Source organism: Enterococcus sp. XAF26B05_ASV22 (assembly GCF_056727285.1).
On the sequence record NZ_CM161538.1, the window covers coordinates 1,340,545 to 1,355,783 of the forward strand.

A 15,239-nucleotide genomic window follows, 5' to 3' on the forward strand; every position below is an offset into this window, starting at 1 on the left:
AATGAAATTAGCCGTGTTTGCCTCAGGAAATGGAAGCAACTTTCAGGCAATTGCCGAAGCTGTTGCGATCGGAACAATCAATGCAGAGCTTACTTTGTTGTTTTGTGATAGAAAAGATGCCTATGTTGTCCAGCGAGCACGATCAATGTCAATTCCAGTTGTGTCATTTTCACCAAAAGATTTTGAATCAAAAGCATTATATGAAGGAGAAATCCTCCATCTTTTGGAAGAGGAGCAAATTGACTTGGTGGTTTTAGCTGGATATATGAGAATCATTGGGCCGACATTGTTAGAAGAATTTTCAAATCGTATAATCAATATTCACCCTTCATTATTACCAGATTTTCCTGGTCTCCATGGCATCAGGGATGCTTTTTATGGAAATGTACGTGAGACAGGTGTAACGATTCATTATGTGGATAACGGTATAGATACTGGACCAATAATTTCTCAGGAAAAAGTAACAATTGATGCGACAGACACACTTGTTTCTCTAGAAGAAAAAATCCACAAAGTAGAGCATAAATTATTTCCTGCGGTTTTAGCAGAACTTATAAAAACGCAGCAAGGAGAGCGCATTTGATGATAAAAAGAAGAGCATTGATCAGTGTTTCAGATAAAACGGGAATAATCGCGTTTGCGAGAGGATTAGTAGCCCAAGGGATTGAGATTATATCTACAGGAGGAACAAAAGCAACTCTTGAACAAGAAGGGATTCCCACAATTCCTATAGAGGAGGTAACCGATTTTCCAGAGATGATGGATGGTCGAGTTAAAACATTACATCCAAAAATTCATGGAGGGTTATTAGGTCGCCGTGATTTGACTAGTCATATGGAAGCGATGGAAGTACATGGAATTCAGCCAATTGATATTGTGTGTGTAAACTTATATCCATTTAAAGAAACAATTTTACAAGAAGGAGTAACGAAAGAGCAAGCAATCGAAAATATTGATATTGGTGGACCAAGTATGTTGAGAAGTGCTGCAAAAAACCATGAATTTGTGACGGTTGTGGTCGACCCAAAAGACTATACGCAAGTTTTAACTGAGGTTTCAAAAATAGGAGAAACAACTCTGCCAACAAGACAAAAATTAGCAGCTAAAGTGTTTCGACATACTGCAGCTTATGATGCGTTGATCGCAGAATATTTGACTGATAGTGTTGGTGAAAAAGACCCTGAAACATTAACTTTGACTTATGATTTAAAACAAATATTACGCTACGGAGAAAATAGTCACCAGCAAGCTGTGTTTTATCAAACTGCATTACCCGTTTCATTTTCAATTGCGAATGCGAAGCAACTACATGGTAAAGAACTGTCTTACAATAATATCAAAGATGCAGATGCGGCGATTCGTATTTCTAGAGAGTTTGATCAACCAGCTGTCGTAGCAGTCAAACATATGAATCCTTGTGGAATCGGTATTGGGGCAACAATCAAAGCGGCATATCAATATGCATATGAAGCAGATCCAGTCTCTATTTTTGGTGGAATCATTGTGTTAAACCGTGAAGTGGATAGCGAAATAGCTGGAAAAATGCATCAACTGTTTCTTGAAATAATTATTGCACCAAGTTTTTCAGAAGAAGCATTCAAAATTTTAAGTAGCAAAAAGAATCTTCGCCTGATGACGTTAGATTTCTCTAAAAAGGATCAAGCGCGAGAAGATGAGAAAGTGTCAGTTTTAGGTGGACTGCTTGTTCAAAATCAAGATATTGTCGAAGAAAAAGTGGAAAACTGGCAAGTCGTTACGAAACGACAACCGACAGAGGAAGAATTAAAAGCGCTAGAATTTGCATGGAAAACGGTCAAACATGTTAAGAGCAATGCTATTGTGGTGACAAATAATCACCAAACTTTAGGCATTGGCGCAGGTCAAATGAATCGAGTAGGGTCCGTACAAATTGCAATCGAACAAGCAGGTGGAAAGGTCAGCGAGGCAGTCCTAGCCAGCGATGCTTTTTTCCCGATGGGAGATAGTGTCGAATACGCTGGGGAAAATGGAATTAAGGCGATCATTCAACCAGGTGGCAGTATCAAAGATCAAGAGTCAATCGAAATGGCAGATAAGTATGGAATCGCCATGGTATTTACAGATATCAGACACTTCAGACATTAAAAGGAGACATACTAATGGGATTAACAATTTTAGTCATTGGAAGCGGTGGTAGGGAGCATGTGATTGCACAAAAATTACTGCAGAGTCCTATTGTAAAGACTGTTTATTGCGCTAAAGGAAACGATGGAATGAAAAAAAATGGGATACAATTAGTAGATCTTGCAGAAAACGATCATTCCGGATTAATCAAATTTGCTAAAGAAAAAGGAGTCGATTGGACATTCATCGGACCTGAAATTCCATTGTTAAATGGAATCGTAGATGATTTTGAGCCGCTGGTCTATTGGCTTTCGGGCCGCTTAAAGAGGCAGCATTCATTGAAGGATCTAAAGATTTTGCGAAGAAAATCATGAAGAAATACAAAATACCGACAGCAAATCATCAAACTTTTTTTGATTTTAATGACGCACGAGATTATGTGATTGAAAAGGGGGCGCCAATTGTTATCAAAGCGGACGGGCTAGCTGCAGGAAAAGGGGTAGTTGTAGCTGAGACTACTGATGAGGCAATTGATGCATTGAAAGAGATGCTCAAAGAAAATAAATTTGGATCAAGTGGTGCTAAAGTTGTAATCGAAGAGTTTCTTTCGGGAGAAGAATTTTCTTTGCTCGCATTTGTTCGAGGTCAAGAAGTTTATCCAATGGTGATTGCACAAGATCACAAACGTTCGTATGATAATGACTTGGGTCCAAATACGGGAGGTATGGGCGCCTATAGCCCAGTACCACAAATACCTGATCGTTTAGTTAAAGAAGCAGTTGAAACAATTGTAAAACCTACTGTAAGAGGAATGGCAGCAGAAAACCGATCATTTACCGGTATTTTGTATACAGGATTGATTGCTACAAAAACAGGGCCAAAAGTGATTGAGTTTAATGCTCGTTTCGGTGATCCTGAAACACAAGTCGTCTTACAACGGTTAGAAAGTGATTTTGCTCAAATTATTGATGATTTACTAAAAGGGAAACAGCCAGATATTCAGTGGAAAAAAGAGGGGTACAGTTTGGGTGTAGTTGTTGCAGCCGAGGGTTATCCAAACGACTATAAAAAAGGGAATCCGCTCCCAAACTTTTCCTATTTAGAGTCAGAACAAGTCTATTATGCGGGAGTGAAGGAAGTTGCAGGACAACTAGTCTCAAATGGCGGACGTGTTTACCTTATTGAAGCCAGCGGTAAATCACTAGTAGAGGCTCAAGAGGCTGTATATAACGTGTTGAATAATACAGATACAACAGGTACTTTTTATCGTAAAGATATTGGATTTAAAGCGTTTGACTAATTGGTTTTAAGTCTAGAGGAAAAATAAAAAATAGACGAATGTAAAACGTTTCAGGGTTTACATTTGTCTATTTTTTACTGCATATTTAATTTGAAGGTAAGATGTTAGAATGAATTACTCCATTTGTATAGGCAATAAAGAAATCTGCTAAGACAAGCTCATATGTTTCAATATCCGATGTATAAAGTGAAACAGGAATGACAAAAGTTTGTTCAGTTGTACCAGCAATATAATCGCCATCAATCGTTTGAGCCACGACTAGAAATCCAAGTTCTTTCCAACGTGTAATATCATCTAAATCAACCGTTTCATCAGAAGAAAGATACTGTACGTTTTGCTCAAACTGTTCTTCTATAGTTTGACTAAAAATAATCGTACTTTCTTCATCTTGTTGATTTTTTAACACCACGCTTAAAAATTGTTGCGGGTCACTTACAGTAAGTTGGTCTTTGATTAGTTGAAAATCCATTAGGGTACCTCCTAGTTTAAACGTGAAACAGGCTCGTTTCGCTTTAATATAAGAATGATAATAGGTGATATTTGCGCAATTCGAATCAATAGTACCTAGCGCTCGTTTAATATCGTCACTCGAAAATCAACCGTTGTATTTTTGTTTAGTCCTTTTGCTTCCAATTCAATTTCCTTGCATAATAATTTTGTTCCTTCATAAACAGGTGTAACACGATAACGAATGGTTTCACCTTTATCTAACGCTTGACGAATCTGGTTTTCATATTTAGTCATAAAAGGCGTATTGACGGGTGTTTGATAAAGAGTGGTGAGGTTTCTTGCATCATCACCTGAACCGCCAAGTTGACGTCCAATCAAATGACCCCTAGAATGATTCGTTGGTTCTAAACCAGACACAAAACCAGGGGGACGAATGTCTTTATTCGCAGAAGTTCCTGTATTGACCATCGTGGGTTTCAATAAGGCGTCAGCGCCAGTTGCTCGTCCGAGTGAGTCTAAAGAGTGGTAATCAATCCAGCCATTTTTTTTATCAGCTAATTCAGTAGCTGAAAAGGTTGCAGGCCCTAATTCTTTTGGTCCAGGATTTGTTGAACTTACAGGTTTTGTTGTACTTGGTTCGGTTTTCTCTTGAGTGTGAATGCCGAATATTTCTTGAATAGTATCTGGAACTTGAACGCCAAAGACGCCCAATACCAAAATAATTAAAACCGCCACAAGCATCACTGCTGGGCTAAATGGGGGTTTTTGTTTTTTTCTTGCCATGTTTTTTCTCCTAACTACTATCAGAGATTGAGAAAGAAAAGTTATTTACTGAGTAAAATTTTCAGACTCATCCTTTCGTTGATTTAATCTCATCCATACATTATACGAAAAAAATATAAAAAATCAAAACGCTTTTGACTTGTCAGAGGACTTGTTTGTCTACTTATGATAAAATTCTTTTGAGAGGGGATTGAATTAAATGGCGTATATTGACGTAATAAATGAATATAAACGATATCATATGGGTGATACGACGATTGCTGCAAATGATGGGATTAGTTTTTCAGTAGAAAAAGGCGAAGTTGCCGTTATTTTAGGACCAAGTGGTGCAGGTAAATCAACTGTGCTGAATATTTTAGGTGGAATGGATTCGTGTGACGAAGGGCAAATCGTAATCGATGGGACCGACATTGCAAAATTCAATGAAAAACAATTGACCACCTATCGTAGAAATGACGTTGGCTTTGTTTTTCAATTTTACAACTTAGTACCGAATTTGACGACCAAAGAAAATGTTGAATTAGCATCTCAAATCGTTTCTGATGCATTGAATCCTGAGGAAGTGCTGCAATCAGTTGGTTTAGGTGCTAGATTAGATAACTTTCCAGCCCAATTATCTGGTGGGGAACAGCAACGGGTAACGATTGCTAGAGCGATTGCTAAACGGCCTAAATTATTACTGTGCGATGAACCTACAGGAGCATTGGACTATGAAACTGGAAAACAAATCCTAACGATTTTACAAGATACTGCTCGTAAAACAGGAACTACTGTCATCATTATCACACATAATTCAGCAATTGCCCCAATGGCGGACCGCGTAATCCGTATCAATGATGCTAAAGTTCGAAGTGTGACAATTAACGATGAACCAAAACCTGTATCTGAGATAGAATGGTAGGTGGCTGTATTGAAAAAAACTGCGTTACTTAAAACAAGTTTTCGTGAAATCAAGCAATCAAAAACCCGCTTTATATCAATTATGGGCATCATTTTTCTTGGTGTCATGGTTTTTGTCGGACTAAAAGCAACAGGACCAGACATGACCCAAACTGCATCAAACTATTATCAAAACCAAAAACTACCGGATGCTCGAATTGTCTCTACACTGGGGTTAACGGAAAAAGATGTTGAACAAGCTAAGCAAGACAAAGATGTGGCAATTGTTTCTCCTAGATACACAAAAGATATTGCCATCAGTGAGCGAAATGTAGCAGTAAAATTTGTTAGTTATGACTTAGATGAAAAGCAGCCAATGATTGATTATCGAGTGATTGAAGGTCGGATGCCTAAAAAGAGTGGCGAAATCGTTCTAGATGATTTAGCTCAATCGCGAGGACACTATAAACTAGGTGAAACACTGACCCTTTCAAAGGAAGATGACAAAGACAAGTCACTAAAAAAACAAACCTTTAAAATCGTTGGCTTTGTGCAATCACCGGAATATATCGAGAATACCTCTCGAGGAAATACGACAATTGGCAAAGGATCACTAGATTTTTTTGCTGTAGTGCCTAAAGAAGATATGGCTCTTTCCGCCTATACAGAGATTCTTTTATCGTTTAAAGGTCTAAATGATTTAGACAGCTATTCCAAAGAGTACAAAGACAAACGACAAAAAGCACTCACGTCAGTCAAACAAACACTAAAAAATCGTCCAGAGCAACGAGCAGAAGAAATTCGTCAAGAATCAAAAGCGTCAGTTGAAAAAGCGCAAAAAGAGATTTCAGATGGGGAAAACGCGCTGAAAGATGCTGAAAATAACCTTAACACGAGCGAACAGGAATTAGCAGCAGGCAAGCAAGAACTAACACAAGCACAAGCGACCTACACGGAACAAATCGCAGCGGCAGAGAACGAACTCGTAGCAAATCAAGCAACAATCATAACGGGTGAAAATGAACTTGCTGCACAAAAAAGTGTACTTGAACAAAAGCAAAATGAATTAACGCAAGCCCAAACTCAAGTTGCGCAAGGTCAAAATGCTTTACCAGGATTACAACAACAACGGAATGAGTTAGCAGGATCGAGCGAATCATTAAATCAGTTAGTCAATGGTTACCAAAGTTTAGCCGTCACTGTTGCTCTTTTAGATCGAGTACCAGATGATACATTAGCAGAAAGTATTGCAGATGCAGCACCACAAATACAAGCAGCTGTACAAGCTTTAGGATCGCCAGGAGAGATCACTGCCGCGACTAATCAGTTAATCTCTCAACCTGAAAGAGCCAATATTGCTGTTTTTATGGGAACAATCAATGGTGCTTTAGCCAATCTAGCGTCGCAACAAGCTCAGGTTGCTCAAGGTCTACAAACCCTTGATCAAAATATCAATACGATCAATCAATCGATTGCACAATATACAGAAGGGCAACAACAACTTGCAGTGGCTGAAACGCAAATCAATCAAGCCGAAGCGCAGTTAACTTCTGGGAAAGAACAACTAGCATCTGGGCGGGCGCAATTGGAACAGTCCAAAATTGACGGTCAAGCAAAATTAAACGAGGCGCAAGCAAAAATAGATGAAGGGCAAAAAGCCTACGAAGAAGGGTTGGCAGAGTTTCAAAAGAAAAAGGCAGAAACGTCAACAAAACTAAATGACGCAAAAACAGAATTAGAAAAAAAACAAAAAGAATTAGCAGACCTAAAAGCGGCTGATTATTATTATTTTACAAGAGATGACAATCCTGGTTATTCTGAATATGAAGATAATGCCAATCGAATTTCTTCCTTATCAACTGTTTTCCCAATTTTCTTTTTCTTGATTGCAGCATTAGTGAGTTTAACAACAATGACGCGAATGGTTGAGGAAAAACGGATGGAAATCGGTAGCCTCAAAGCATTAGGGTATAGAAATGGAGAAATTGCGTTTAAATTTTTAGTTTATGCAGCATTCGCAAGTCTATGTGGTGCCGTTTTAGGATTATTCGTTGGCTATTATTTATTCCCAACGATCATCTTTGATGCGTACGGACAATTATACAATGTGCCAGATTTTGTTACGCCATGGTATTTAAGTTATAGTCTGATCGGAATAGTCGTGTCGGTTATCTGTACGGCAGGCGCTGCGATGGTGGTTTTACGAATTGACTTATTCAGTACACCTGCGATCTTACTCCGTCCTAAGGCACCTAAAGCCGGACAAAGAATCTGGCTGGAGCGGATTAAACCGATATGGAATCGATTAAGTTTTATACAAAAAGTTACGGCGCGAAATTTGTTCCGTTATAAACAACGAATGTTAATGACCGTTTTAGGTATAGCAGGCTGTATGGCTTTGATCATCACAGGTTTTGGTTTAAAAGATTCTATTTCAGATATCGTAGATGTCCAATTTAATAAAATTTGGCACTATCAGGCAATCGTGACGTTTAAAGAAGATAAATCCGAAAAAAATGAGCAAAACTACCAAGCTGTATTGGATAAAGTCGATGGTTTGAAAGAGACGATGCCGTTATACACTGAATCTTTAAAAACTACGAAAAAGTCTAATGCTAAACAAGATGTTTCTATCTATGTACCTGAAAAGCCAAAAGAAATCGACCAATTTATTTTATTCAATGATCGACAATCAGGTGAAAAGTACCAGCTAACCAATGATGGTGTGATCATTAACGAAAAATTAGCGAATCTATTCCACTATAAAACGGGTGACACACTTGTTTTGAAAAATAGTGACAATCAGGAATACAAGCTTAAAATCAATGCTATTGCTGAAAATTATACAGGACACTTTGCGTACATGTCTCCGGACTATTATGAAAAAATCTTTAAAAAATCCCCTAGCTACAATACGGACTTTTTACTCTTTGACAAAGCGCCTAGTGAAAAAGTAGAAAACAAAATCGGGAAGGAATTGATGGAAAATCAAAACGTTTTAAATGTTTCATTTTTATCAATTTCAAGTGATGCTTTAGACGATACAATTCATAGTTTAAATATTGTCGTTTGGGTCTTGATTACAGTTTCTGGCTTATTGGCATTCATAGTTTTATACAATTTAACGAATATCAATATTTCTGAACGAATCAGGGAACTTTCAACAATCAAAGTCTTAGGGTTTTACGATAAAGAAGTTACGATGTATGTGTATCGGGAAAATATTATTTTAACTATGATCGGGATTTTCATCGGCTGTTTCTTTGGAAAGCTTGTTCACAGTTATGTATTGACAACAGTCGAAGTTGATATGCTGATGTTCTCGCCAACGATTCATTGGCTTAGCTATATGTATTCAGCGTTGATCACTCTGTTCTTTACATTACTGGTCATGTTCTTTATGCATAGAAAACTGAAGAAAGTCGATATGATTGAGGCATTGAAATCAAATGAATAAAGTAGTTAAAAAAATGAAAAAAGGCTGGGATGTGACTCTTAGAGTTATTTCTCGGTCTCTTTTCATTAATTGAAACATCTACGTCTTTTGTATGATTTTATAAGATTAGCTGTCATTTTGTACAAAGTATTGGTAAAATATAAGTATCTTCATGCGAACGTCGGGAGAAAATGGGAGAGGTTGTTAAAAGAATAAGGAGAAAAAAACGCCAAAGAAAAAAGAAAGGAGTGAGAATGTGATACGAGGAGTTCCGATTGAAACAATTTATCTTTATACCTTGATTGTTTGTGCAGGAATTGCTGTTTTATTAGTGATTTTTGGAGACATCTTTGATTTTGACGGGCCAATCGATCCAATGTTGGCAATTCCGTGGTTGGCATTTACTTCATTATTTGGGTACTTAGGAGAGCGATTGCTTGGTTGGGATCATCTGATGGTATTTCTAGTGAGTGGAGCAGTGGCATCAATTCTAGTATTTTTCTTGAATTTTTATGTATTGGTGCCGATGAAAAATGCGGAATCGACCCTTTCGATTTCAGAAAAAGACATGGAAGGAAATATAGCAACCGTTATCACTCCGATACCAGTTGGTGGAATGGGAGAGATTCAATTGAAAAGTGTCACTGGATCAATCAGCCGACCAGCCGCTTTCTACGCTCCGCAAGATCAACCGACCGAACGAGGAGCGCAAGTACTGATCATTGAAATTAGAGAGCGTGTATGCTACGTGGTTCCTTATGAAGGAAGTTTACAATTATAAAAAAGAAGGAGTAGAAGAAAATGGAATTAGGGATTTTAGGACCAATTGTTCTGGTTGTTTTTATTTTACTGATGTTATTGATTGTGTTTATTTCAAAATATCAAACAGCCAAACCGGATGAGGCATTGATTATTAGTGGGAGTTACTTAGGAAGTAAGAATGTTCATGCCGATGAAAGCGGAAATAAGATAAAAATCGTGCGCGGCGGCGGGGCTTTTGTACTACCAGTCTTCCAACGATCAAACAGAATTAGTTTATTATCAAGTAAATTAGATGTATCCACTCCAGAAGTTTACACTGAACAAGGAGTTCCAGTAATGTGTGACGGAACATCGATCATTAAGATCGGATCGTCAGTTGAAGAAATTGCGACTGCAGCAGAACAATTTTTAGGAAAAACACGTGAAGAACTTGAAAATGAAGCACGTGAAGTATTAGAAGGACATTTGCGTTCCATTTTAGGGTCAATGACGGTAGAAGAAATTTATCAAAATCGTGATAAATTCAGTCAAAGTGTGCAGGAAGTTGCCAGTGTGGATTTAGCAAAGATGGGCTTAATTATCGTATCATTTACCATTAAAGAAGTTCGCGATAAAAATGGCTATCTGGATTCTCTAGGGAAACCAAGAATCGCACAAGTTAAACGAGATGCAGATATTGCTGAAGCTGAAGCTTGGAAGGAAACACGTATCAAAAAAGCAGAAGCAGAAAAAGAATCTCAACAAGCTGAGTTACAACGACAAACTGAAATCGCAGAAGCGTCAAAAGAAAAAGAATTAAAACTAGCAACTTATAAAGAAGCCCAAGATATTGCAAAAGCCAAAGCTGACCAAGCCTACAATTTGGAAACAGCTAAAGCCCAACAAGAAGTTATTGCCCAAGAGATGGAAGTTAAAGTCATCGAGCGTCAAAAACAAATCGAGTTGGAAGAAAAAGAAATTGTTCGTCGCGAGAAACAATATGATTCAGAAGTGAAGAAAAAAGCGGATGCTGATCGTTATGCCAAAGAGCAAGAGGCTTTAGCGCAAAAAGCTCGTGAAGTAGCCGAAGCGGAAGCCGAACGTTTCCGTGTGGAATCATTAGCCGAAGCCGAAGCCAATCAAACTCGCTTGGCAGGGCAAGCGGAAGCCGAATCTATTTTAGCTCGTGGAGCTGCTGAAGCTGAAGCAAAACAAAAAATTGCGGATGCCTTCAAGGAATACGGAGAAGCTGCTGTTTTAAGTATGGTAATGGAAATGTTACCGCAGTTAATGAAAGAAGCTGCTCAACCACTTAGCAACATTGATAAAATTTCTGTCGTCGATACAGGTGGCGGTGGTGAAAATGCGGGTGCTAACCGTATCACTAATTATGCAACGAATTTATTAGCTGGAACACAAGAAACATTAAAAGAAACAACAGGTTTAGATGTTAAAGAATTGATTGAAAACTTTTCAAAAAAAGGAACAAACAGCAATGTGAATTTCTATGGCGAAGAGGCATCAGGTGATAAAGAATAATAAAAAGCGACTAAAATCGGATATGATTTTAGTCGCTTTTTCTATTTTTCAATCTCATCGTGTTCTTTTTCGGCATTAACGCGATCTTGTACTTTCTTTTTGAGTTCTTCCAATTCTTCTTCTTTCTTTGCCAATTCGGCTAAATCTTCCTCAATTTCATGCTTTTCTTCGATTGGTTTGGGTTTAAAAAAGAAATTCAGCCCGATACCAATAAATGTTCCAATAAACGTATCGATCACTCGAGATAGAGCGAAATAAAAGGATTCCCCTTGAGGTATGCTTAAAGAAATCAGTAACAATGTAGCAATTGCCGAGATTATCCCAGAATTATTATTCATACCGTCAGAGACAACAATCACGATTATCACTAAGAGTGGCAGAAAAAATAATTCTACCATGAAATCATTTGAAAAAAGATCCTTCACTAAAAAGTAAAGAATCGCTAACCCGCCACCTAAAGTATTTCCTAAAATTCTAGATTTACCAAAAGTCAGACTAGTTGTTAAATCTTGTCGAAGGGAAAAAACAGCTGCTAGAGCCGCAATCATCGGTGCACCCCTATCTAATACTTTAAATAAAATAATACATATCATCACAGCTAATGCTGTTTTCAATGTCCGCATACCTAAACGAAAAGGACCGACTTCCATGAGCTTTCTCTCCTATAATCAACATTTAATCAGTTTTCTATTTCATGATAACCGAAATAGAGGTAAAATTACTAGTATAAAACAAAAGATTAAACAATTTTTGAGGAGCGGTCAAATGAAAATTGGATTACGAACAATCAAAACAGCAGTAAGTGCGATGTTGTCAATGATCGTTGCAGAAAGTTTAGGCTTATTATATCCAGCTTCTGCTGGAATAATTTCTGTATTGAGCGTCACAAACACGAAAAAAACGTCATTGTTAACGGGAATTTATCGCCTACTTTCATTAGCACTAGCTACTGTAATTGCCTATTTATGCTTTTCTATTTTAGGATTTAATGCTTTAGCATTTGGCGTTTATTTGCTTTTATTTATTCCAGGAGCTGTTTACTTTAAGCTTTCAGATGGTATCGTAGTAAGTTCTGTTTTAGTGACGCAATATCTTGTCGAACAAGATTTATCTTGGTCGATCATCGGAAATGAGTTTTTATTAATGACGATAGGTGTTGGATTTGCTTTAGTGATGAATTTATACATGCCAGATACAGAAAAACGATTGAAAGAAGATCAAGAAGTGATTGAAACGATGTTTCGTAAAATATTAAATAATATGGCATCCTACTTGAATCAGCATGTTAAAGAAAGGGATTTATTCGAAAAATGCAATGACTTAAAGGCGTTTATTCGAACAGGAGAAAATTGGGCGAAAAATCATTCAGAAAATCAGCTGATTTCTTCGAATCATTATTATATAGAGTATTTTACGATGCGACGGTTGCAAAGTAATAGCTTGAAAGATATGTTGCGGATTTTAGAAAACATTACAGTTGAACCTGAACAAGTTGGAAATATTCAAGAATTGTTGCAATATACAGCTGAAACATTTGCAGAAAATAATGATGGACAAGATATTTTAGACCGAATCGACCAAGTATATGAAGTTTATCGAAAAAAAGAATTACCTAAAACTAGAGAAGAGTTCGAAAATCGTGCTCAGCTGTTTCAATTTTTACGGGTATTTCAATCGTTTATAGAAATCAAAGCTGAATTTTCGAAACAGCAAAATGGCAAATAAAGAAGTATATTTATAAAGTAAATATTAAAGTTTCGTTACGCCATTGAAAAAACCTAGTATTTAGAAAAACAAGGTGCTATACTTTCAGCAAGTAAAAAAAACAGAAACTTTAAGTCTCTAAAAAGGTGGAACCAGAATTAATGACTGAAAAATGGCGTGAAGATCAAGAATATATGTCTTATGTGGAAGATTTGTTGGAAACGGAAGAAGTACAGCGTTTAGGAAATTACACGCAGCATGTTCACTCAACTCGTTTAGATCATTCAATCAGTGTTTCTTATTATAGTTATAAATTAGCTAAAAAGTGGAATGGTGATGCTAGAGCAACAGCTCGTGCTGGATTGTTGCACGACCTATTCTATTATGATTGGCGTACAACGAAGTTCGACGAAGGAACTCATGCTTATATGCATCCAAGAATTGCAGTGAAAAATGCTGAGAAACTAACAGAACTTTCAGACTTAGAACGCGACATCATTATTAAACATATGTGGGGCGCAACAATTGCTCCTCCAAAATACAAAGAAAGCTATATTGTTACAATGGTTGATAAATATTGCGCGGTTAAAGAAGCCTCTGAACCAATGACTAACTCAGTTAAAGCGAAATGGCGTCACTATTTCCCTAGAAAACAATCTGTATAGCATAAAAAAAACGATCGATTTTCTTTTGAGAATCGGTCGTTTTTTTTAAGATCACTTATGAAGACTTTAGTTTAGTTTCAATTAATTGTTCATGTTCTAATTTTTTTAATCGCTTGATTGCTTTAAAATAAGAAGCAAGTAACACAATTACAGAACCTGCCCAAGCTAGTGGAGATGCTAGTGCTGCACCGACAAAACCTAATGAAGCAGTTAAAATAATGGCGGCAAAAGAACGCATGACCAACTCCATAATACCAGCTAGCGTTGGAATCACACTTTGGCCAAGACCTTGCAATGTATAGCGAATAATAAATAAGATGGCTAAAAGCCAATACATACTACCGTTGACATTAAAATAAATTTGTGAAAGATTGAGTACCTCTGTTTCTTTTGAACTGACGAAAAGAGTCATTAAATTTTGACCAAAGAGAATCACGATTCCACCCGCAAGTAGGCTAAAACCAATACTCATCACCAGACACTGATTAACCCCTTGTAAAATTCGTTTGTATTTTTTTGCTCCATAGTTTTGGGCAGTAAAGGTCGCCATTGCGATTCCAAAGGACATCATAGGTTGTGTTGCAAATTGTTCGATTTTCCCTGAAGCAGCTTGTGCAGCGACAACATCAGTTCCTAAACTATTTAAAGCCGCTTGTAAAATGATCGCGCCAATAGCAATGATCGAAGACTGAAAAGCCATAGGTAAAGCAATATTCAAATGAGCTCGAAACTCATGTTTATCTATCGAAAAATCTTTTTTTCGTAATTGAAGATTAGGAATTTTCCAGCGAATATAGAAAATACATAGTAGACTAGATACAATTTGAGCTGTAACAGTTGCAATTCCGGCTCCTGCGACCCCCATATGAAAGGTAAGAATCAGCATCAAATCTAGTACAACATTGATAACACTAGCAATGATCAAAAATAAAAGGGGCGTACGACTATCTCCTAGGGCTCGAATCACATTTGATAATAGATTGAATGCCATTGCAGCAAAAATACCGATAAAAATAATTGAGATAAAGGTTTGGGCATCATCAATGATTTCGGGTGGTGTTTGCATAAGATGAAGCATTGGTCGAACAAAAACCAAGCTCAAAATAGTTAAAACAATCGTTACGACCCCGCTAATGATGATTCCAGTAGCAAAACTCTTCTTTACCCCTCGGTAGTCTTGTGCGCCAAAACGCTGTGACGTTAAAATGGAAAGACCAGCTGTCAAACCTTGCGCAAAACCAATGATCAAAAAAGTAATACTACCAGTTGAACCAACTGCCGCTAGAGCATCTTTTCCTAACGTTTGCCCAACGATGATCATATCCGCCATATTGTAAAACTGTTGGAAAATATTTCCGATCAATAATGGAATCGTAAAGAAAAAAATCAATTTTGCAGGATTGCCATGTGTTAATTCTTTCAATGAAAACATCCTTTCATTTTGAGAGAACAATCCGTTTGTCGACTTTCTCTACAGTTTTTTTCGAAGACAAGAATAATGTATAGAGTAAATAAAGTAAAACGATTAAATTTTCTTTTTTATAGTAGCATAATATTGAGGTATTGCAAGTGCTTTATAGGGGAAAGTCAGATTTCGTTCAAATGAGTCTTTTTTGACCTTTATAGGATAAACTCATAA

At 37.2% G+C, this 15,239-nt stretch carries 12 protein-coding genes and 1 pseudogene; 9 read left to right on the forward strand and 4 right to left on the reverse strand.

All coding sequences use genetic code 11. The annotated features are described in order from the left end of the window. Position 1 precedes the first annotated feature (1 nt). The 3 genes and pseudogenes from purN to purD all read left to right on the forward strand — a co-directional run bounded on the left by purN (position 2) and on the right by purD (position 3,403). The gene (gene purN, locus AC1PU0_RS06620; RefSeq protein ID WP_206848835.1) at positions 2–583 is read left to right on the forward strand and encodes a phosphoribosylglycinamide formyltransferase; all 582 of its coding nucleotides are present in this window, start codon (positions 2–4) and stop codon (positions 581–583) included. Next, positions 583–2,124 (forward strand): bifunctional phosphoribosylaminoimidazolecarboxamide formyltransferase/IMP cyclohydrolase, encoded by a 1,542-nt coding sequence (gene purH / locus AC1PU0_RS06625; RefSeq protein ID WP_206848836.1) that lies wholly within the window; start codon positions 583–585, stop codon positions 2,122–2,124. Before purN ends, purH begins: the two co-directional genes overlap by 1 nt. Before the next feature lie 14 nt (positions 2,125–2,138). Then, positions 2,139–3,403, forward strand: a pseudogene (gene purD / locus AC1PU0_RS06630) (phosphoribosylamine--glycine ligase). 85 nt (positions 3,404–3,488) lie between these two features. Here purD and AC1PU0_RS06635 read toward each other — a convergent pair. Together AC1PU0_RS06635 and AC1PU0_RS06640 are read right to left on the reverse strand one after the other, a co-directional pair. Further along, positions 3,489–3,872 (reverse strand): hypothetical protein, encoded by a 384-nt coding sequence (locus AC1PU0_RS06635; protein WP_206848838.1) that lies wholly within the window; start codon positions 3,870–3,872, stop codon positions 3,489–3,491. 95 nt (positions 3,873–3,967) lie between these two features. Then, on the reverse strand, positions 3,968–4,636 hold the full coding sequence (locus AC1PU0_RS06640) for a DNA/RNA non-specific endonuclease (protein WP_206848839.1): 669 nt from the start codon (positions 4,634–4,636) through the stop codon (positions 3,968–3,970). A gap of 199 nt (positions 4,637–4,835) precedes the next feature. Here AC1PU0_RS06640 and AC1PU0_RS06645 point away from each other — a divergent pair, with 199 nt between their 5' ends. From AC1PU0_RS06645 to AC1PU0_RS06660, 4 genes are all read left to right on the forward strand, one after another. Then, positions 4,836–5,537 (forward strand): ABC transporter ATP-binding protein, encoded by a 702-nt coding sequence (locus tag AC1PU0_RS06645; RefSeq protein WP_069654485.1) that lies wholly within the window; start codon positions 4,836–4,838, stop codon positions 5,535–5,537. Beyond that, positions 5,538–8,972 carry an ABC transporter permease gene (locus AC1PU0_RS06650; protein ID WP_479998785.1) on the forward strand — a complete coding sequence of 1,145 codons (3,435 nt, stop codon included), beginning with the start codon at positions 5,538–5,540 and terminating at the stop codon, positions 8,970–8,972. It abuts the gene before it with no gap. Positions 8,973–9,207: 235 nt separating this feature from the next. Continuing rightward, positions 9,208–9,732: an NfeD family membrane protein gene (locus AC1PU0_RS06655; RefSeq protein WP_069654483.1), complete on the forward strand. Its 525-nt coding sequence runs from the start codon at positions 9,208–9,210 to the stop codon at positions 9,730–9,732. A gap of 20 nt (positions 9,733–9,752) precedes the next feature. Continuing rightward, positions 9,753–11,231 (forward strand): flotillin family protein, encoded by a 1,479-nt coding sequence (locus tag AC1PU0_RS06660; RefSeq protein WP_069654482.1) that lies wholly within the window; start codon positions 9,753–9,755, stop codon positions 11,229–11,231. A 41-nt stretch (positions 11,232–11,272) separates the two neighbouring features. Here the strand turns inward: AC1PU0_RS06660 and AC1PU0_RS06665 are convergent, their stop codons facing one another. Next, entirely contained in the window at positions 11,273–11,881 is a 609-nt protein-coding gene (locus AC1PU0_RS06665) for an FUSC family protein (RefSeq protein WP_206834278.1), read from the reverse strand. A gap of 115 nt (positions 11,882–11,996) precedes the next feature. Here AC1PU0_RS06665 and AC1PU0_RS06670 point away from each other — a divergent pair, with 115 nt between their 5' ends. Both AC1PU0_RS06670 and AC1PU0_RS06675 read left to right on the forward strand, forming a co-directional pair. After that, positions 11,997–12,956: an aromatic acid exporter family protein gene (locus AC1PU0_RS06670; protein WP_069654480.1), complete on the forward strand. Its 960-nt coding sequence runs from the start codon at positions 11,997–11,999 to the stop codon at positions 12,954–12,956. Positions 12,957–13,096: 140 nt separating this feature from the next. After that, positions 13,097–13,600 carry an HD domain-containing protein gene (locus AC1PU0_RS06675; protein WP_069654479.1) on the forward strand — a complete coding sequence of 168 codons (504 nt, stop codon included), beginning with the start codon at positions 13,097–13,099 and terminating at the stop codon, positions 13,598–13,600. Between the two features lie 55 nt (positions 13,601–13,655). Here the strand turns inward: AC1PU0_RS06675 and AC1PU0_RS06680 are convergent, their stop codons facing one another. Continuing rightward, complete coding sequence (locus AC1PU0_RS06680) at positions 13,656–15,023, reverse strand: MATE family efflux transporter (RefSeq protein WP_206834276.1); 1,368 nt, start codon at positions 15,021–15,023, stop codon at positions 13,656–13,658. Positions 15,024–15,239 lie beyond the last annotated feature (216 nt).

Coding starts and splice junctions, on each gene's coding strand:
- AC1PU0_RS06670 (WP_069654480.1), top strand. CDS start 11,997: ATGAAAATTGGATTACGAACAATCAAAACAGCAGTAAGTGCGATGTTG.
- AC1PU0_RS06645 (WP_069654485.1), top strand. CDS start 4,836: ATGGCGTATATTGACGTAATAAATGAATATAAACGATATCATATGGGT.
- purH (WP_206848836.1), top strand. CDS start 583: ATGATAAAAAGAAGAGCATTGATCAGTGTTTCAGATAAAACGGGAATA.
- AC1PU0_RS06665 (WP_206834278.1), bottom strand. CDS start 11,881: ATGGAAGTCGGTCCTTTTCGTTTAGGTATGCGGACATTGAAAACAGCA.
- AC1PU0_RS06640 (WP_206848839.1), bottom strand. CDS start 4,636: ATGGCAAGAAAAAAACAAAAACCCCCATTTAGCCCAGCAGTGATGCTT.
- AC1PU0_RS06660 (WP_069654482.1), top strand. CDS start 9,753: ATGGAATTAGGGATTTTAGGACCAATTGTTCTGGTTGTTTTTATTTTA.
- AC1PU0_RS06675 (WP_069654479.1), top strand. CDS start 13,097: ATGACTGAAAAATGGCGTGAAGATCAAGAATATATGTCTTATGTGGAA.
- AC1PU0_RS06635 (WP_206848838.1), bottom strand. CDS start 3,872: ATGGATTTTCAACTAATCAAAGACCAACTTACTGTAAGTGACCCGCAA.
- purN (WP_206848835.1), top strand. CDS start 2: ATGAAATTAGCCGTGTTTGCCTCAGGAAATGGAAGCAACTTTCAGGCA.